Genomic DNA, 18,724 nt, shown 5'->3' with positions numbered 1-18,724 from the left:
GGGGACGACGCCTTTGCGGACGCCTTCACGGGGACTGGCTCAGGCTGCGGAACGGGGTGCCGGGGCGGCGGTCACGAAGGAGCTGTGCCGGGGCTGTGCGGGGGCCGTGCACGAACTGTGCGGGGGGTGGGGTGGGACAGTTTTCGCCGAGCTGTTCGATGCGGCTACTCACCGAGGTGACAAATTCTCAGCTTTCCGGAGCTGACGTCTCATCACATCGTGGAGGGTTCCAGCACTGTTGGGGACGAATCGGGATTCGACGGTCCGCTCCTGTCCGTACCGCCCCGTCCGCCCCTGCCCCGTACGACGAACACGGCACCCAGTGCCGCGAGCACCAGGCCGGCCGCGCCCGCCCCGAGCGGGAGCGTGGTGCCGAGGAGGTGGAGCCGGCCGCTGTCGTCGTCGGCGAGAGCGACCTGCTGCCGCTGGGTGGCCGGGGTGAACGCGATGCGCTCGCTGTCCAGGAGCACCACCGCGTCCTTCGCCGAACCGGGGGCGCGCAGCGTCTTGCGCGGGCCGATCGCCGCGTAGACGATCCGGCCCGTCCTGGGATCGGCGACCAGTTCGATGCCGTGGTTCGCGTACCACTCCTCGGCGAGCACCTGATTCCGCTTCGGCTGTCCCACGATCGTCCCGGGCACCAGACGCGACCCGGTCCTCGTGGCGGGGACGGTGCCGGTGAAGCGGTAGCCCTCGTACCCCTGGACCCTCTTCGTGCCCCGGTAGGAGAGCGTGACCGTCGCGCCGAGCGTGTTGTCCCACCAGCGGTAGGCGCGCTTCTGCACGTCGAAGGGGAACTTGAGGTAGGCCTCGCCCTCGAAGGACGGCTGCTCACCGCAGCAGTGCACCGGAGCGTTGGTCCTGCGGTCGGTGACCCAGCGCTCCAGGGTCCACTGGAGCGCGTCGTGCGGGTCCGCCGCGGGCAGCGACGCGTCGGTGTCGACGGACGTGGACACGTCCCACACCGCCCGGCCGCTCTTCTCGGACGCGGCGACGTCACCGCGCACCTGGCGCGTGACGGTGATCCTCCTGTCGTGCACGGTCTTCACCGCGCCGGTGTCGAAGTAGCTTCCGGTTCCGGTGAACACGGTCGTCGTGTCGACGTCGACGGGGGTGCGTTCGGCGCGTGGCTCGACGTACCACGCGAGCAGCGGGGCCAGGGCGAGCAGGAACGCGCCGAGACCCAGCGTGAGCAGGGAGAAAGGTGAGACTGTCCGACGCATCCGGCACTCCTGGGGGTGGGGGAGGGAGGTCTGGTGCGGGCGCAACGCGGCTTTGGGCCGGGAACCGTAGGCGCACCCTTGACGGAGTGTCAATGCATTGCAGAGACTGGGCACTTGCCGGAACGGGGCCCGGCACGCGCTGCGCACGGGTGGGGATTCGACCTCCAGAACGAGAGGCTGACCCTGCGATGAACCGACTGCTGGCCGCCGCCCTGACCGTCGCGGCAGGTGCCGTGCTCGCCCTCGGCGCCTCCCTGGGCGTCGTCGCCCTCCTGAACGCCACCCCGGACCAGCCGAACGTGCCGCTCGTGACGTACGAGACGGCCGGCCGGGAGCGCTGAGGGGTGCCCCCCGTTCCCGTCGGCGGCCCCGCCGCCCACAGCGGCGTGCGGCCCGAGCGCTCGGCCTGGCGCGATGTGCCCCGGCTCCAGGTGAAACGGTTCGCCGGGCTCGCCATGGCCGAGGCGCCCGCCCTCGCGGAGGACATCCTTCGGGAGATCCGCCGCGAATACCCCCACTTACCCCTTGTGCTCGACGAGTCCGGCGAGCCCATGGCGCTCGTCGGCATCCGCAGAGCCATCGAGGGCTTCGTGCAGCTCCAGCTCGCCGACGCGGAGGACCGGCCGCGCTCCCACCCGGCGGTCTTCCAGGAGTTCGGCCGCGGCCAGAGCCTGCACGGCCGCAGCCTCGACTCCCTCCAGGCCATGTACCGGCTCGGCGTACGCCTGGCCTGGCGCCGCCTCGCCGAACTCGGCCAGCGGGCCCTCATCCCGCCACCCGCCATGTACGAACTCGCCGAGTCGGGCTTCGAGTACCTCGACGGACTCGTCGACCAGTCCGTACGCGGCTACGCCGAGGCCGCCGCCCGGCAGGCCGGCGAACGCCTGCGCCTCCAGCGCAAACTCATCGACCTGCTGCTCACCGAGCAGACCGAGCACACCGGCCATCCCGAACGCGGCGGCACCGCCCCGCCCGACCCCGCGCGGGCCCTCGCCGAACGGGCCGCGCGGATCGGCTGGACCCTGCCCTGCCGGGTCTCCGTCGGCGTGCTCCTGCGCCCCGCGCGCGAGGCCGTCGCGCCCGCCGTCGGACAGGGCGTGCTCCTCGACATGGAGACCGAGCAGCCCCGCATGGTCGTGCCCGACCCCGACGCGGCGGGCCGCCCCGAACTCCTGCGCCGCGCCATGGCCGGCTGGTCCGGCGCGATCGGCCCGCCCGTGCCGCTGCCCGACGCGGCGAAGTCCCTGCGCTGGGCGGAGGCCGCGGTCCGGCTCGTGGAGCGCGGGCTGCTCCCGGCGGGCGAGGTGCTCCACTGCACCGAACACACCCAGGCCCTTGTGCTGCTCCAGCCCGAGGAACTCATCGACGACCTGTCGCGCCGCGCGCTCGCGCCCCTCGCCCACTGCGGCCCCACCCACGCCCGGCGCATGGCCGACACCCTCCTCGCCTGGCTGGAGACGCGCGGCGGCGCACCCGAGGTGGCCGCCCGGCTCGGCGTCCACCCGCAGACCGTCCGCTACCGGCTGCGCCAGATCCGCGAGCTGTGGGGCGACGAGATCGACGACCCGGACCGCCGCTTCGAGCTCGAACTGGTGCTGCGGGCGCGGCGGTTGAGGGATCTGCGCGGCGGGCCGTGACCGGCCCGTCAGTCCTTCCGCCGGCTGCGGGCCTGCCGCACCTCGCGGTCGACCGCCCACGGGTCCGACACCGGGCCCAGGTGCCCGAGCTTGTCGGGGTTGATCACCAGGCGGATCGTCTGGATCTGCCCGTCGAGCACGTCGAGGGTGACGGTGTTGAGGACCCTGCCGTCCCGGTCGCGCAGGATCGCGCCCGGCTGACCGTTCATCTCGTGCGGCTCGGACGTCACGTCGATCCGGAACATCACGGGGAAGACCGAAGCCAGCAGCCGGGCCACGTTGCTCGCGCCCGCGACGGGCCTGGCGAGCTGCGGGGCGTTGCCGCCGCCGTCGCCGACGAGGGACACATCGGCGGCGAGCAGCTCTTGCAGGCCGTCGACGTCGCCCACCCGCAGCGCGTCGAAGAACCGCGCCGCCAGTTGCTCCCGCTCCTGGCGGTCCGCCTCGAACCGGGGGCGGCCCGCGTCCATGTGGCGCCGCGCCCGCACCGCGAGCTGACGGCACGCGGCCTCCGAGCGGTCCACGGCCGCGGCGATCTCCGGGAAGCCGAACGCGAACACCTCGCGCAGCACGAACACCGCCCGCTCCAGCGGGCTGAGCCGCTCCAGGAGCAGCAGGGCCGCCATGGACACCGAGTCGGCCAGCTCCGCCGAGCGCGCCGGATCCTCATAGGGGTCGGACAGGAGCGGCTCGGGGAACCACGGCCCGACGTAGGCCTCCCGCCGCACGCGGGCCGAGCCCAGCACGTCGATCGAGATCCGGGTGACGGTGGCCGACAGGAACGCCTTGGCCGACCGGGGCTGTGTCGTGGACGCCGCGAAGCGCAGCCACGTCTCCTGCACCGCGTCCTCGGCCTCGCTCACGCTGCCCAATATCCGGTAGGCGATCGAGAACAGCAGCGGCCGCAGCTCCTCGAACTCCTCGAACTCCTCGACCCGTCTCACGCAAGTTCCTCCCCGTCCTCGGCGGACAGCCCGCACCCGTAGATCATCACCATGCGACGGGACCGAGGCGGTCGGTGAAGGTTCCGGTCGGCCCGTCGGCGTCGAGCAGCGCGAGCCGGACGATCGAGTCGGTGCCCTCGGTCACGGTCAGTGTGCCGGTGTGACCGTTCATGTCGGTGGCGGCGAACGTGCGGTTGGCGACTTCGCCGGGGGTGACGGCGTTGAACTTGATCGCCGGGAGCGCCTGCGCGTACCGGACGGTGAGCATGTTCAGCGCCGCCTTCGACGAGCTGTAGCCGAGCTCGTGGATCTTCGAGAAGGGCTGGTCCGGGTCGGTCACGGTCGCGAAGGAACCGCCGGCGCTCGACACCATCACCACCCGCGGGTTCCCCGCCGCCTGGAGCAGGGGGAGGAACGCCTGCGTGACCCTGATCGGTCCGTACACATTGGTGTCGTAGACGGCATGGATGTCGTCGGCCGTCGCGTCCGCCGGCGCGGTCCCCTTCCCCGGCGCTCCGGCGTTGTTGACGAGGACGTCCAGCCGGTCGGTGTGCTCGCGGACGAGCCGTACGGCCGCGGCCACCGACTCGTCCGATGTCACGTCCAGCGGGACCGTCACGACGTTCGCGCCGCCGGCGGCCAGCTTGTCGGCGGCCGCCCGCCCGCGGCCCTCGTCGCGCGAGCCGAGGAAGACCGTCCAGCCCAGTTCCCCGAGCCGCCGGGCGGTCTCCAGGCCCAGTCCCTTGTTGGCTCCGGTGATGAGTACCGAGATCTGCTCCGAGGTGTGCTCCGTGTTCGTCATGCCCCCTGAGACGATCGGGCCCCCTCGGCTGTGACACGCGTGCGGGGCATGTGAGCGTCGTCACAACGCTGCGGCCCGGTTCGCGGAGGCGCTTGCGGGCCCATTGCCCGCTCAACACGGCTGTGAGTAGCCTATGTTCGTGATACCGACCGACTGTTGAAATTTCGAACATCAGAGAGGGGGCCGGCCGTGGGGCGTCTCGTACCCGCCGTGACCCGGGCTCTCGACATACTCGAGCTGTTCCTGGACGGGGATGGCACTCTGTCCGCCCCGGACATCGTCCGCAAGCTCCAACTGCCGCGCACCACCGTGCACGAGCTGGTGACGACGCTGACCGCCCGCTCCTACCTCGTGACCGTCCCGGGCGAGCCCGGCCGCTACCGCCTGGGCGTGCGCCCGTACCAGCTCGGCAGCCGGTACGCGGAGCAGCTCGACCTCGCCGCCGAGGGCCAGCAGGTCGCCCGCGAGGTCGCCGAGACCTGCGACGAGACCGTGCACGTGGCGATCCTCGAGGACACCGACGTCATCTACATCGCGAAGGTCGACAGCACCCACGCCGTGCGGATGGTCTCCGCCGCGGGGCGCCGGCTGCCCGCGCACTGCACGTCCGTCGGAAAGATGCTCCTCGCCTCGCTGCCGCAGCCCGAACTGGCGGCCCGCGTCCCCGACGACGCCGAGCTGGCGGCGATGACGGAGAACAGCATCACCGACCCGGCCCTCCTGCGCGAGGCCCTCGCCGGCATCCGGGAGCGCGGCGTCGCCGTCGAGAGCCGCGAGTCCAACCCGGACGTCAGCTGTGTCGCCGCCCCCGTGCGCGACCGCTCCGGACGGGTCGTCGCCGCGCTCTCCGTGTCGGTGCCGATGATCCGCTGGAGCGCGCCCCGCGAGGAAGAGCTGACGCAGCTCGCCGTGAAGGGCGCCGCCGACCTCTCGGAGCGGCTCGGGTACCGGGGGGCCGGCCGATGAGGCCGGAGGTGGCCGTCCGCGCGGAGGCCACGCTCGGGGAGGGCCCCACCTGGGACGCGGAGGCCGGCCGGCTGATCTGGGTCGACATCCTCGGCAGCCGGGTCCACACGTACGACCCCGCGACCGGGCGCCGCACGGTCATGGCCACCGAGCAGCACGTCGGCGCGGCCAAGCCCCGGGCCGGCGGCGCGGGACTCGTCGTCAACCTCCGTGACGGCATCGGTCTGTACGGCCCCGGCGGCACCGACTTCCGGTGGCTGCACCGCGACCCCGTGCCCGGCCGGCGCGGCAACGACGCGGCGATCGCCCCGGACGGCTCGCTCTGGGCGGGCAGCATGGCGTACGACGAGTCGCCGGGCGGCGGCAACCTCGTGCGGATCGCCGCCGACGGGACCGCCACCGAGATCCTCGACGACGTCACGGTCAGCAACGGCACCGGCTGGAGTCCTGACGGCTCGCTCATGTACTACGTCGACACCCCGACGCGGCGCATCGACGTCTTCGACTTCGATGGCCGACAGGCCGTGCGACGCCGGGAGTTCGCGGTCGTCGAGGAGGGCGCGGGTCACCCCGACGGGCTGACCGTCGACGCCGACGGGTGCGTGTGGGTCGCCCTCTGGGACGGCTCGGCGCTGCGCCGCTACACCCCGTCCGGCGCGCTCGACCGCGTCGTGGAGCTGCCCGTGAAGCGCCCCACCGCGTGCGCCTTCGGCGGCGCGGACCTCACCGACCTGTACGTCACGTCGGCCCGCGTCGGCCTCGACGCCCCGTCGCCGTACGCCGGTTCGCTGCTCGTCCTGCGTGACCTGGGCCATGGGCTGGCGCAACCCGCGTTCGAGGGCTGAGCCCGGAGCGAGTGCCGACAGGTGCGGGACCCCCACGCGGGTGGGGGTCCCGCACCTTTGTGTTGCGCAACCCATTGACGTCGCCACGTCCCGAACCTACGGTCCCGTTCGAAGTTACGAGCATCATTCGATATATCGAACAGTAAGGGCAGGGAATGGGACGACCTGGCCTGAACCGCAGGCAACTCCTCGCCGGAATAGGCGGGTTGACCGTGGCGGGCAGCATCGGCTTCGCGGCGCTCGGTACCGGCGCCGACGCGCTCGCCTCCGGCGCGGACACCCGTGTGCGCTACTGGAACCTCTTCAGTGGCGGCGACGGCTACAACATGATCGCGATGCTGGACGCCTTCCGTAAGGCGAACCCCGGCATCGACGTGAAGGACTCGACCCTCCAGTGGGGCAACCCCTTCTACACCAAGCTCGCCATGGCGGCCGCGGGCAACCGCGCGCCCGACCTCGGCGTCATGCACCTGGGCCGTGTCACCGGCTTCTCGCCGGGCCGTCTCCTGGACCCCTGGGACATGGACCTGCTCGCCAAGTACGGCGTGAGGGAAGCGGACTTCAACCCCAAGCTGTGGAAGCGCGCCGTCATCGACGGCAAGCTCTACGCCCTCCCGCTCGACATCCACGTCCAGCTCTGCTTCTACCGCAAGGACGTCCTGAAGAAGACGGGCCTGATCGGCGACGACGGCAAGCTCGTCCCGGTCACGTCGGTCGACGAGTGGTTCGGCATGCTGAAGGAGGCCAAGAAGGTCACCAGGAAGGGACTGCAGACCATCGGTCTGTGGATCAACGACCAGAACTTCCAGTGGTGGTTCTTCGTCGCGTTCTACACCCAGCTCGGCGGCACCTGGTTCAACGCCGGCAACACCGAGGTCACCTTCGACGTCGACAAGGCCACCCAGGTCCTGGAGTTCCTGCGCCGGCACGTCGCCGACGGGTACGCGAACACGGGCATGGGGACCGTCGGCGCCGAACAGTTCGTCAACGGCACCCCCTTCACCTGGGAGGGCAACTGGTCCGTACCGGTCTTCTCCGGCGCGAAGCTGGAGTACGGCGCGACCCCGCTGCCGCCCGTGTTCGGCAAGCAGGCCACCCACGCCGAGTCGCACTCCTTCGTCCTGCCGCACCAGGCCGGCCGTGGCGGCGCCACCAACGAGGGCGCCCACCGACTCGCCGCGTACGTCGTCAAGCACGCCCGGCAGTGGGCGGCCGGCGGCCACATCCCCGCCTACACACCGACCCTGTCCACGGCCGCGTACAGGAAGCTCGAGCCGCAGCACGAGTACGTCGGCGCCATGAACCACCAGGCCAACGAGCCGAAGGTGTGGTTCGCGGGCTCCACCGGCATCCTCGCGCAGGAGGTCGGCCCGACCGTCGTCTCCTCGACCGTGGGCTCCGCCAAGCCGGCCGCGGCCGCCGCCCGCATGAGGAAGCAGCTCGCCGAGCTCCTCGCCATGAAGAACCCGATGGACGGGCACACCGCCGCACAAGGAGGTGCGGTCGCATGACGACGACCAGCGCTGAGACCGTCATCGCCCCGGCACGGGCGAGAACCGCCGCGGACAGTGCCACCGTCCGCCGCAAGCAGGGCTTCCAGCACGGCGGCTGGTTCGTGGCCCCGTTCCTTCTCCTCTTCGTCCTGTTCGTGACCTGGCCGCTGCTGCGCGGCGTCTACCTCAGCTTCACCGACGCCAACATCGCCGGCGACACCGCGAGCTTCATCGGGCTCGACAACTACCGCGAGGCCCTGCACGACTCGATGATGTGGGACTCGCTCGGCCGCAGCGCCTACTTCACGCTGCTCGTCGTCCCCTGCATCACGGTCCTCGCCTTCCTCCTCGCGATGCTCGCCCACCACATCGAGCGCGGAAAGTGGCTGTGGCGACTGTGCTTCTTCATGCCGTTCCTGCTGCCGTCCACCGTCGCGGGCAACCTGTGGCAGTGGCTGTTCAACTCCGGTACGGGCATGGTCAATTACGTCTTCGGCCTCGACACGCCCTGGCTGACCGACAAGTCGTACGCCATGCTCGCCATCGTCATCGAGACGCTGTGGTGGACGGTCGGGTTCGCGTTCCTGCTCTATCTGGCCGCGCTCCAGGGCATCCCCGGCCACCTCTACGAGGCCGCGAAGCTGGACGGCGCGAACGCCTGGCACCGCATGGTCCACATCACGCTGCCGATGCTGCGCAACATCACGGGTCTGGTCGTCGCGCTGCAGATCCTTGCCTCGCTGCAGCTCTTCGACCAGTCCGTCGTGATGATGGACTTCGGCCCGGGGCCGGAGAACAGCACACGCTCCTTCGTCCAGTACACCCTGGAAGAGGGCTTCACCAGCTACCGCGTGGGCTACGCCTCCGCCATCTCCATCATCTTCTTCGTGATCATCGCGGCCGTCGCTCTCGCGCGGATGTGGCTGCTGCGCAACCGTGAGGAGGGCGCGCGATGACCACCGACGCCGCGCAGATACGCATCAAGTCCCGTACGCGCAAGGCCTGGACGCCCAGTCAGATCGTGCTCACCCTCCTCGGCGTCGCCGTCTCCGCCGTCTTCCTGGCGCCGCTCGCCTGGGCCCTGTTCACCTCGCTGAAGTCGGAGACCGAGGCCGTCGAGGTGCCGCCGCACTGGCTGCCGAAGGAGTGGACCGGCCAGGCCTGGAAGGCGCTCTTCGAGACCGGCAACATCACCGACTGGTTCGTCAACTCCCTTGTGGTGTCGGTCTGTGTGACCTCGATCGTCCTGACGGTGAGCGCGCTCGCCGGCTACGGATTCGCCCGTACCGAGTTCCGCGGCAGGAACGTCCTGATGGGCGTCGTCATGGCCGGACTCATGGTCTCCCCGGCGGTCCTCGGCGTGCCCCTGTTCACCACCGTCCAGCAGATGGGGATGGTCGACACCTACTGGGGCATGATCCTGCCGCAGTGCGCGCCGGCCGCGATGGTCTACATCCTCTACAAGTTCTTCCAGGGCATCCCCAAGGAACTGGAGGAGGCCGCGTTCATCGACGGCGCCGGACGCTGGCGGGTCTTCTTCACCGTCGTCGTGCCGCTCGCCCGGCCCTCGCTCGCGGCGGTGGGCATCTTCACCTTCATCGCGTCGTGGAACAACTTCCTGTGGCCGTACATGGTCACCAACAACCCCGACCTGATGACCATGCCGAACGGCATCGCGACCGTCATGAACTCGTACGGCATCCAGTGGGCCCAGCTGATGGCCGGCGGCCTCATGGCGGGCCTTCCCCTGATCGTCGTCTTCGTCTTCTTCCAGCGCCAGATCGTCAGCGGCGTGGCCCACACGGGCCTGGCCGGCCAGTAAGGGAAGGAACCCATGCACACCGCACGCTTCACCCTCGACCCCGCCTTCACCGTCGGTGAGGTGGACCCACGCCTGTTCGGGTCCTTCGTCGAGCACCTCGGCCGCTGTGTCTACACCGGGATCCACGAGCCCGGTCACCCGGCCGCCGACGAGGCGGGCCTGCGCACCGACGTCCTGGCGCTCGTCCGCGAGCTCGGCGTCACCGCGATCCGCTACCCCGGCGGCAACTTCGTCTCCGGCTACAAGTGGGAGGACTCGGTGGGCCCGGTGGACGAGCGGCCCCGCCGCCTCGACCTCGCCTGGCGCTCCACGGAGACGAACCGTTTCGGCCTGTCCGAGTACATCGCGTTCCTGAAGAAGATCGGCCCCCAGGCCGAACCCATGATGGCCGTGAACCTCGGCACCCGAGGTGTCGCCGAGGCCCTCGAACTCCAGGAGTACGCCAATCACCCGGCGGGCACGGAGCTGTCGGACCGCCGCATCGCCCACGGCGACAAGGACCCCTTCGGCATCAGGCTCTGGTGCCTGGGCAACGAGATGGACGGGCCCTGGCAGACCGGGCACAAGACCGCGCAGGAGTACGGCAGGCTGGCCGCCGAGACCGCGCGCGCCATGCGCCAGATCGATCCCGGGGTCCAGCTCGTCGCGTGCGGCTCGTCGGGACAGGGCATGGAGACCTTCGCCGAGTGGGAGGCGACCGTCCTCGCGGAGACGTACGACCTCGTCGACCACATCTCGCTGCACGCCTATTACGAGGAGCACGACGGCGACCGCGACTCGTTCCTGGCCTCCGCCGTCGACATGGAGTCGTTCATCGAGAACGTCGTGGCGACCTGCGACCACGTGGGCGCGCGCCTCAAGTCGCAGAAGAAGATCAACCTCTCCTTCGACGAGTGGAACGTCTGGTACATGTCCCGGACCGAGGCCGAGGTCTCGGCGCTCGACTGGCCCGAGGCGCCCCGGCTCCTGGAGGACGTCTATTCCGTCACCGACGCCGTGGTCTTCGGCTCGCTGCTCATCGCGCTCCTGCGCCACGCGGACCGCGTCACCGTCGCCTGCCTCGCCCAGCTCGTGAACGTCATCGCGCCGATCATGACGGAGCCCGGCGGCCCGGCCTGGCGGCAGACGACGTTCTTCCCGTTCGCGGCGGCGTCGCGGTACGGGCGCGGCGAGGTCCTCGACGTCCGCGTGTCTGGACCGACGTACGACACGAAGCGCCACGGCACCGCGGACCTGCTGCACGCGACGGCGGTGCGCGCAAAGGACGGCACGGTCACGGTCTTCGCGGTCAACCGCGGCCAGAGCGAGGCCCTGCCCCTCGAAGTGGCCCTGAACGGTCTCGACCTGACGTCGGTCGTCGAGCACAGTGCCCTCGCCGACGCCGACCCGGAGGCCCGCAACACCCGTACGGAGCCGGAGCGCGTCACCCCGCACCCGGTCACCGGCACGGTCCTGGCGGAGGGCACCCTCACGGCCACCCTGGAGCCCCTGTCCTGGAACGTGATCAGGCTGGCCTGACACGCACGCGAAAGCGGGCCGGCCCCCCGTGGACCGGCCCGCTCTTGCGTGCGCGGATGGATCTACGAACCGACCTTGCGCTTGTTCCACACGTCGAAGCCCACCGCCGCGAGCAGGACCAGGCCCTTGATGACCTGCTGCCAGTCGGTGCCGACGCCGACGAGGTTCATGCCGTTGTTCAGGACGCCGAGGACGGTGCCGCCGATGATCGCGCCGAGCACCGTGCCGACGCCGCCGCTCATCGACGCGCCGCCGATGAACGAGGCGGCGATCGCCTCGAGTTCGAAGTTGACGCCCGCCTTCGGCGACGCGGCGTTGAAGCGGGCCGCGAAGACCAGGCCCGCGAGCGCCGCCAGCATCCCCATATTGAGGAAGACAGCGAAGGTGACCTTCTTGTCCCGGACGCCGGAGAGCTTCGCCGCCGGCAGGTTGCCGCCGATCGCGTACACATGGCGGCCGATCACCGCGTTGCGCATCACGTAGCCGAAGGCGACGAGGAGCACGGCCAGGACGATCAGTACCACGGGCGCGCCCTTGTAGCTGGCGAGCAGCAGGGTGAAGACGAGGACGGCGGCGACCAGCGCGGTGAGCTTCAGCGCGAACAGCTTCGCGGGCAGTACGTCGAGCGCGTACTCCTGCTGGCGCTTGCGGTCGCGCACCTCCTGCCACACGACGAGGGCGATGAGTCCGAGGCCGAGGAGCAGGGTGAGGTTGTGGTAGTTCGTGTCGGGGCCGACCTCGGGCAGGAAGCCGTTGGCGACCTTCTGCAGTCCTTCGGGGAACGGGCCGAGCGTCTGCCCCTTGAGGAAGATCTCCGTCAGTCCGCGGAAGAGCAGCATGCCCGCCAGGGTCACGATGAACGACGGTATGCCGAGGTAGGCGATGAAGAAGCCCTGCATGGCCCCGGCGACCGCGCCGACGGCGAGGACCGCGATCGCGGCCACCGGCCACGACCAGTGGTGCGTGACCATGAGCACCGCGGCGAGCGCCCCCGTGAACGCGGTGATGGAGCCGACCGACAGGTCGATGTGGCCCGCGATGATGACGATCATCATGCCGATCGCCAGGATCAGGATGTAGCTGTTCTGCAGCACCAGGTTCGAGACGTTGCGCGGCAGCAGCAGGTCGCCGCCCGTCCAGACCTCGAAAAGGATCACGATCAGGCCGAGGGCGAAGAGCATCCCGTACTGCCGCATGTTGCGGCGCATGCCGTCGATGATCAGCCGGCCGAGACCGGCCGCGTGCCCGGTGTCTCCGGACTCGTTCGGGGCCGCGGCGCCGGCCGGTGGCCCGGCCTTCAGGTTCGTGCTCATCGGTCCTACCTCTTGTCCTTGGTCATGTGCCGCATCAGCACTTCCTGGGTGGCCTCCGCTCGCGGGACCTCACCGGTGAGCCGTCCGGCCGACATCGTGTAGATCCGGTCGCACATGCCGAGCAGCTCGGGCAGTTCGGAGGAGATGAAGACAACGGCCTTGCCCTCGGCGGCCAGTTGGTCGATCACCGTGTAGATCTCGTACTTCGCACCGACGTCGATGCCGCGGGTCGGCTCGTCGAGGATCAGCACATCGGGCCCCGCGAAGATCCACTTGCTGAGGACGACCTTCTGCTGGTTGCCGCCGGACAGCCGGCCCACGGGCTCGGAGACGTTGGGTGCCTTGATGTTCATGGACTTGCGGAAGCCCTCGGAGACCTTCCGCTCCTCGTGCTCGTCGACGACCCCGCGCCGGGCGACCTTGCGCAGCGCGCTCAGCGAGATGTTTCGGTTGATGGAGTCGATGAGGTTGAGGCCGTAGTGCTTGCGGTCCTCGGTGACGTACGCGATGCCGTGGCCGACCGCCTCGGGGACGGTGCGGGTACGGATCTCGGTGCCGTCCTTGAGGACGCTGCCGCCCGCGTATTTCCCGTAGGCCCGCCCGAACACGCTCATCGCGAGTTCCGTGCGGCCCGCGCCCATCAGCCCCGCGATGCCGACGATCTCCCCGCGGCGCACGTTCAGGGACACCGAGTCGACGACCTTGCGCTGCTGGTCGATGGGGTGGAAGACGGTCCAGTCGCGGATCTCGAGGGCCGGCGCCGCCGTGTGGTCCTGCGGGTGCGGGGTGCGCTCCGGGAAGCGGTGGTCGAGGTCGCGGCCGACCATGGCGCGGATGATCCGCTCCTCGGTCGTCTCCGCGGCCTTCACGTCGAGCGTCTCGATGGAGTGCCCGTCGCGGATGACCGTCACGGAGTCCGCGACCCGGGCGATCTCGTTGAGCTTGTGCGAGATGATGATCGAGGTGATGCCCTGGCCCTTCAACTCCAGGATCAGATCGAGGAGTTTGCCGCTGTCCTCGTCGTTGAGCGCGGCCGTCGGCTCGTCGAGGATGAGCAGTTTCACCTCCTTCGACAGGGCCTTGGCGATCTCGACCAGCTGCTGCTTGCCGACGCCGATGTCGGCGACGCGGGTCTGCGGGTGCTCGTTCAGACCGACCCGCCGCAGCAGGTCCGTGGCGTGCTTCAGGGTCTCGCCCCAGCTGATCACGCCTCGCGTGGCGTGCTCGTTGCCGAGGAAGATGTTCTCGGCGAGTGAGAGGTACGGCACCAGGGCGAGCTCCTGGTGGATGATCACGATGCCGCGCTTCTCGCTCGCCCCGATGTCCTTGAACCGGCACGGCTCGCCCTCGAAGAGGATCTCCCCCTCGTAACTGCCGTGCGGGTGAACGCCGCTGAGGACCTTCATCAGCGTCGACTTCCCGGCGCCGTTCTCCCCGCAGACGGCGTGGACCTCGCCCGCGCGCACGCTCAGAGAGACGTCCGCGAGCGCCTTGACGCCGGGAAAGGTCTTGACGATCGAGCGCATTTCCAGGACGGGTCCCGCCATGGTCGTGCCTTTCTGCTCCGTGTGGACCGGTGGTGTGGGCGGGCTACTTGAGGTCGCTCGCCTTGATGTAGCCGGTGTCGATGAGCTCCTTCTGGTAGTTGCTCTTGTCGACGCTCACCGGCTGGAGCAGGTACGACGGCACGACCTTCTTGCCGTTGTTGTACGACGTGGTGTCGTTGATCTGCGGCTTCTTCCCCTTCAGCACCGCGTCGACCATGCTGGACGCGACCTTGGCCAGCTCCCGGGTGTCCTTGTAGACGGTCTGGGTCTGCTGGCCCGCGACGATCGACTTCACCGAGGCGACCTCGGCGTCCTGCCCGGTGACGACGGGCAGCGGCTTGCTCGCGGAGCCGTAGTCGTCGGACTTGAGCGCGGACAGGATGCCGATCGAGATGCCGTCGTACGGGGACAGGACGGCGTCCACCTTGGCCGAGGAGTAGGACGAGGTGAGCAGGTCGTCCATGCGCTTCTGCGCGGTGCCGCCGTCCCAGCGCAGCGTCGTCACCTTGTTGAGCGCCGTCTGGCCGGACCTGACCACGAGCTGCTTCTTGTCGATGTAGGGCTGGAGCACCTTCATCGCGCCGTTGAAGAAGTACTTGGTGTTGTTGTCGTCGTTCGAGCCCGCGAACAGTTCGATGTTGAAGGGCCCCTTCTTGGAGCCGTCCTTCAGACCCAGCTTCTCGGTGATGTACGTGCCCTGGAGCCGGCCGACCTTCTCGTTGTCGAAGGAGGCGTAGTAGTCGACGTAGGGGGAGTTGAGCAGGAGGCGGTCGTAGGAGATGACGGGGATGTTCGCGTCATGGGCCTCCTTGAGGACGTTGGAGAGCGCGTCGCCGTTGATCGCGGCGATGACCAGCGCGTCCACGCCCTGCGTGATCATGCCCTCGAGCTGCTGGACCTGCTGGTCGACGTCGTCCTCGCCGTACTGGAGGGTCGTCTTGTAGCCGGCCTTGTGCAGCGTGGTGACCATGTTCTTGCCGTCGGCTATCCAGCGCTCGGAGGACTTGGTCGGCATGGCGATGCCGACGGTCATCTCCTTCTTGTCCTTGGCTTCCTTGCTGCCGCCCTCACCGCTCTGCCCGCAGGCGGTCAGGGCGAGGGCGAGAGCGGCGGCTCCCGCCACGGCGGAAACGGCACTTCTGCGGTTGCGCATGGTCATCAGTCCTTGTCGGTCGCGTCGGGGGAGCGGAAACGTCAGCGGGAAACGCCGGCGGAGATTCAGTGGGAGACGGTCAGCGGGAAACGGTCGAGAGTGCCCGGCAGCCGCGAGCCGAGCGGCGACATGCCGCCGTCCGCGCCGTGCCGGGCCAGCAGGTCGAGGGCGAGCCGGCCGCGGCGCACACGCTCACGGGCGGTGTCGAGAGTGACGTCGCGCAGGTGGGCGCCGTACGGGTAGATGGCGGGGGCCTTCGCGAGCCCGAACTTCAGGTACAGCGGCGCCCCGCGGCGGATCAGTTCCGCGATCTCGTACATCCGTACATAGCCGCCGAGGTCGTCCGGCGCCTCGACGTACAGGTCCATGGGGGCGGCGGAGACCCGGCGGATCTCGGTGAGGTGGGCCAGTGTCAGGTCGCTCGGCACATTGAGCGAGTCGGCGCCGAGCCGCTCGAAGACGGCGTAGGAGGCCGGGTTGACCGGGCCGATGAGCGCGGAGACCTTGAGCGTGGTGTCACCGGGGATCACCCCCTGCTCGCGCGCCCGGTGCAGCGTCCACAGCACGCCCTCGTCGGCGACGAGCAGGCACTTCACGCCCAACTCCGTGGCCCGGACGGCGTCTTCCACGCATCCGGCGACGGCGTCGTGGCCACGGGCGCGCAGGCCGGCGCCGTGCGAGTCGGTGCGCACGGAGGCACCGGTGTCCCAGGTGCCGCGCGGTCCGGTGAACAGGCACAGTTCGATGTCCCGCTCGGCGGCCGACTCGACCATCTCGGTGATCTCGGCGTCGGTGAGCATCCACACGCCGCTGCCCTGGCTGATCCGGTGGACCGGCACGTCGAGGCGCGAGGACTCCTTGAGGACGACGGCCAGTGCCTCGGGGCCCTCGACGGAGGGGATCTCGGTGCGCCAGGTGCCGCCGTCGGGGAAGGCGTGCGGGGAGGTGTCGCTGTCGTCGGTGGAGGGGGCGGACAGGCCCAGGGCCGCGAGGGCGGGTTCGCCGGGGCGGCGGGGAGAGAGGGAGTCGGTCACGGGCAGTCCTTCACGTTCGGTGTTGTTCGGTATTCCGAACGAAGTTCGGATCGGTGGGTGCGGGCACGCCCGGAAGGTGCTGGGCGGCAGGGGCCGGTGGCAGGCCGGGGCTAGGGGCGCAGCAGCACCTTGCCCACCTTCGGGTCACCGGATCCCACCAGCTCGATGGCGTGCGGGAATTGATCCAGCGGCAGCTCGTGCGTCACCAGCGGCAGCGGATCCAGGAGCCCCGCACCGAAGACCCGCACGGCGTGCGCCCAAGCGGCCGGCGGCGCCCCGAACACGGTCCGCACCTCCAGCTGCCGCACGACGAGGCCGGTCGGATCGAGCCCCGCCGCACCGGACGCCGGGAGCCCGGTGAGGACGAGCCGCCCCCCGCGCCGCAGCAGCGACGCCGCGGTACGGGCCGAGTCCGCGGACCCGGCGGTCTCGATCACCACGTCGAAGTCGCCGGGCAGCCCCTGGCCGGGCGTACGGAAGTCCGTCGCTCCGAACTGCCGAGCCAGGACGGCCCGTTCGGGCCGGGTGTCGACGGTGAGGAGCTCGGCGGGGGAGTTCGCCGCGAGGAACTGCACGGCGAACATGCCGAGGGTGCCCGCGCCGACGACGGCGACCCGTTCGCCGGGCCGCGCGTCCGCCTTGAGCGCGGCCGCGGCGACGCAGGCCGCGGGTTCGAGCAGTGCGGCCGCCGTCAGGTCGGCGTCGTCCGGCAGGACGTGCAGGAGACGGGCGGGCAGGGTCAGCGTGGCGGCCATGGCGCCGGGCTGCGTGAACCCGGTCTCCTCGTACCCGGCCGTGCACAGCGTGGTCTCGCCGGCGTGACACCGGTCGCAGACCTGGCAGTTGCGAAAGCCCTCGCCGACGACCTTCCTGCCGACGAGCGACTCCGGGGCGCCCGGCCCGACGGCCTCGACGGTGCCGGACCACTCGTGGCCCGGGGTGAGCGGGTACCGCACGTACCCCTCGGGCCGGTTGCCCTGGTACACCTCGCGGTCGCTGCCGCAGATGCCCACGGCGTGGACGCGGACCAGCACCTCGCCGGCGCCCGGCGGCGTCGGCCCGTGAGGGACGATCCGGTGCGCGCCCGGCGCCTCGACGACGACCGAGCGGCTCACTTCGGTTGCCTCTTCTCCCAGCCCTCGGCCCACAGGTCGAACCGAGCCTGCTGCTGCGGGAACTCGGCCGCCGCGTCCACGTCCAGCTCCACCCCGAGCCCCGGCTCGTGCGACAGCTCGAAGCACCCGGTCTCCGGATCGACCTGCGGCGCGCCCTTCACCACCTTCTTGATGTCCGCGTCCGCGAAGTCGTTGAAGTGCTCAAGGACCTTGAAGTTCGGCGTGGTGAAGCCGACTTGGAGCGAGGCCGCGGTGAGCACGGGACCGCCCACGTTGTGCGGGGCGACCAGCACGTAGTGGGACTCCGCCGTCGCCGCCAGCTTCCGGGTCTCCCAGATGCCACCGATGTGGCCGACGTCCGGCTGGATGATGTCCGCCGCCTGGCTCTCGAACAGCTCACGGAACTCGATCCGGTCATGGATCCGCTCACCCGTGGCGACCGGGACGTCCACCTTCGCGGCCACCTTCTCCAGCGCCTTGAGGTTCTCCGGCGGCACCGGCTCCTCCAGCCACGCGGGTTTGAAGGGAGCGAGATCGCGCGCCAGCCGGATGGCGGTGGAGGGCGAGAACCGGCCGTGCATCTCCAGCATCAGCTCGGCGTCGGGCCCGATCGCGTCGCGCACCGCCTCGATCAACGACACGGCGTAGAGGCTCTGTTCGTGGTCCAGCTCGTAGTGCCCCGTGCCGAACGGGTCGATCTTCAGCGCCCGGTAGCCGCGCTCCATCACGGCCCGCGCCGCCTTGTGGTACGCCTCCGGGGTGCGCTCGGTGGTGTACCAGCCGTTCGCGTACGCCTTGACCCGGTCCGTCACCTTGCCGCCGAGCAACTGCCACACCGGCACGCCCAGCGCCTTGCCCTTGATGTCCCAGCAGGCCATCTCGACGACCGCGATGCCGGACATCACGATTTCTCCGGCCCGCCCGTAGTCCCCGTACTTCATGCGCCGCACGAGGTCCTCGGTCGCGAACGGGTCGGAGCCGATGATGTGGTTGGCCTGAGCCTCGTTCAGATAGCCGACGAGCGCGTCGGTGTGGCCCAGCATCCGGGTCTCGCCGACCCCGGTGATTCCCTCGTCGGTGTGCACCTGGACGTAGGTCAGGTTGCGCCAAGGCGTCCCGACCACGTGTGTGCTGATTCCCGTGATGCGCACGGCAGTTGCCCCCTGCGACGTTCGATATTTCGTCATGCGTTCGAAATCTTGGCGTGACAGTAAGGAGGCGCGTGCGAGGTGTCAATGGTTCGCGCACCGGATCGCCCGGTACGTCGTGCACAGAAGCCGTATGGAGGGTCAATTCTTCGGAACACGCGGTT

17 protein-coding genes are annotated in these 18,724 nt (G+C 70.0%); 8 read left to right on the top strand and 9 right to left on the bottom strand.

Going from position 1 to position 18,724, the window contains the following annotated elements; translation table 11 throughout:
* Window positions 1-212: 212 nt before the first annotated feature.
* Window positions 213-1,223 (bottom strand): cell envelope lipid trafficking protein PgfA, encoded by a 1,011-nt coding sequence (pgfA, locus tag LGI35_RS16140; protein WP_227294525.1) that lies wholly within the window; start codon window positions 1,221-1,223, stop codon window positions 213-215.
* Window positions 1,224-1,411: 188 nt separating this feature from the next.
* Here pgfA and LGI35_RS16135 point away from each other — a divergent pair, with 188 nt between their 5' ends.
* Window positions 1,412-1,564 carry a hypothetical protein gene (locus LGI35_RS16135; protein ID WP_165914430.1) on the top strand — a complete coding sequence of 51 codons (153 nt, stop codon included), beginning with the start codon at window positions 1,412-1,414 and terminating at the stop codon, window positions 1,562-1,564.
* 3 nt (window positions 1,565-1,567) lie between these two features.
* The gene (locus LGI35_RS16130; protein WP_227294524.1) at window positions 1,568-2,860 is read left to right on the top strand and encodes a PucR-like N-terminal domain-containing protein; all 1,293 of its coding nucleotides are present in this window, start codon (window positions 1,568-1,570) and stop codon (window positions 2,858-2,860) included.
* A gap of 8 nt (window positions 2,861-2,868) precedes the next feature.
* On the opposite strand, the gene LGI35_RS16125 is transcribed toward LGI35_RS16130, so the two are convergent.
* Complete coding sequence (locus LGI35_RS16125) at window positions 2,869-3,804, bottom strand: RNA polymerase sigma-70 factor (RefSeq protein WP_227294523.1); 936 nt, start codon at window positions 3,802-3,804, stop codon at window positions 2,869-2,871.
* A gap of 46 nt (window positions 3,805-3,850) precedes the next feature.
* Window positions 3,851-4,606 carry an SDR family oxidoreductase gene (locus LGI35_RS16120; protein ID WP_227294522.1) on the bottom strand — a complete coding sequence of 252 codons (756 nt, stop codon included), beginning with the start codon at window positions 4,604-4,606 and terminating at the stop codon, window positions 3,851-3,853.
* A gap of 189 nt (window positions 4,607-4,795) precedes the next feature.
* Between LGI35_RS16120 and LGI35_RS16115 the strand changes: the two genes are divergently transcribed.
* The 6 genes from LGI35_RS16115 (at window position 4,796) to arfA (ending at window position 11,250) form a co-directional block, all read left to right on the top strand.
* The gene (locus LGI35_RS16115; protein ID WP_227294521.1) at window positions 4,796-5,572 is read left to right on the top strand and encodes an IclR family transcriptional regulator; all 777 of its coding nucleotides are present in this window, start codon (window positions 4,796-4,798) and stop codon (window positions 5,570-5,572) included.
* Window positions 5,569-6,417 carry an SMP-30/gluconolactonase/LRE family protein gene (locus tag LGI35_RS16110; protein ID WP_227294520.1) on the top strand — a complete coding sequence of 283 codons (849 nt, stop codon included), beginning with the start codon at window positions 5,569-5,571 and terminating at the stop codon, window positions 6,415-6,417. The genes LGI35_RS16115 and LGI35_RS16110 overlap by 4 nt, the downstream gene beginning before the upstream one ends.
* Before the next feature lie 155 nt (window positions 6,418-6,572).
* Window positions 6,573-7,928 (top strand): extracellular solute-binding protein, encoded by a 1,356-nt coding sequence (locus LGI35_RS16105; protein WP_227294519.1) that lies wholly within the window; start codon window positions 6,573-6,575, stop codon window positions 7,926-7,928.
* Entirely contained in the window at window positions 7,925-8,866 is a 942-nt protein-coding gene (locus LGI35_RS16100) for a carbohydrate ABC transporter permease (protein WP_227294518.1), read from the top strand. The genes LGI35_RS16105 and LGI35_RS16100 overlap by 4 nt, the downstream gene beginning before the upstream one ends.
* Complete coding sequence (locus tag LGI35_RS16095) at window positions 8,863-9,732, top strand: carbohydrate ABC transporter permease (RefSeq protein ID WP_227294517.1); 870 nt, start codon at window positions 8,863-8,865, stop codon at window positions 9,730-9,732. The genes LGI35_RS16100 and LGI35_RS16095 overlap by 4 nt, the downstream gene beginning before the upstream one ends.
* Window positions 9,733-9,744: 12 nt before the next feature.
* The gene (arfA, locus tag LGI35_RS16090; RefSeq protein ID WP_227294516.1) at window positions 9,745-11,250 is read left to right on the top strand and encodes an arabinosylfuranosidase ArfA; all 1,506 of its coding nucleotides are present in this window, start codon (window positions 9,745-9,747) and stop codon (window positions 11,248-11,250) included.
* Window positions 11,251-11,312: 62 nt separating this feature from the next.
* On the opposite strand, the gene mmsB is transcribed toward arfA, so the two are convergent.
* The 6 genes from mmsB to LGI35_RS16060 form a co-directional block, all read right to left on the bottom strand.
* Window positions 11,313-12,563: a multiple monosaccharide ABC transporter permease gene (gene mmsB / locus LGI35_RS16085; protein ID WP_227294515.1), complete on the bottom strand. Its 1,251-nt coding sequence runs from the start codon at window positions 12,561-12,563 to the stop codon at window positions 11,313-11,315.
* A 5-nt stretch (window positions 12,564-12,568) separates the two neighbouring features.
* The gene (mmsA, locus tag LGI35_RS16080) at window positions 12,569-14,095 is read right to left on the bottom strand and encodes a multiple monosaccharide ABC transporter ATP-binding protein (RefSeq protein WP_423835770.1); all 1,527 of its coding nucleotides are present in this window, start codon (window positions 14,093-14,095) and stop codon (window positions 12,569-12,571) included.
* Between the two features lie 58 nt (window positions 14,096-14,153).
* Window positions 14,154-15,263 carry a multiple monosaccharide ABC transporter substrate-binding protein gene (chvE, locus tag LGI35_RS16075; RefSeq protein ID WP_227294514.1) on the bottom strand — a complete coding sequence of 370 codons (1,110 nt, stop codon included), beginning with the start codon at window positions 15,261-15,263 and terminating at the stop codon, window positions 14,154-14,156.
* 65 nt (window positions 15,264-15,328) lie between these two features.
* Complete coding sequence (locus LGI35_RS16070) at window positions 15,329-16,297, bottom strand: hypothetical protein (RefSeq protein ID WP_227294513.1); 969 nt, start codon at window positions 16,295-16,297, stop codon at window positions 15,329-15,331.
* 110 nt (window positions 16,298-16,407) lie between these two features.
* Complete coding sequence (locus tag LGI35_RS16065; RefSeq protein WP_227294512.1) at window positions 16,408-17,412, bottom strand: zinc-dependent alcohol dehydrogenase; 1,005 nt, start codon at window positions 17,410-17,412, stop codon at window positions 16,408-16,410.
* Window positions 17,409-18,563: a mandelate racemase/muconate lactonizing enzyme family protein gene (locus LGI35_RS16060; protein ID WP_227294511.1), complete on the bottom strand. Its 1,155-nt coding sequence runs from the start codon at window positions 18,561-18,563 to the stop codon at window positions 17,409-17,411. Before LGI35_RS16060 ends, LGI35_RS16065 begins: the two co-directional genes overlap by 4 nt.
* Between the last annotated feature and the right edge of the window lie 161 nt (window positions 18,564-18,724).

It is taken from the genome of Streptomyces longhuiensis, assembly GCF_020616555.1.
Taxonomy (GTDB): Bacteria; Actinomycetota; Actinomycetes; order Streptomycetales; family Streptomycetaceae; genus Streptomyces; species Streptomyces longhuiensis.
Note: the sequence above shows the minus strand (reverse complement) of the source record. Positions and strands in the feature narration are given on the sequence as shown.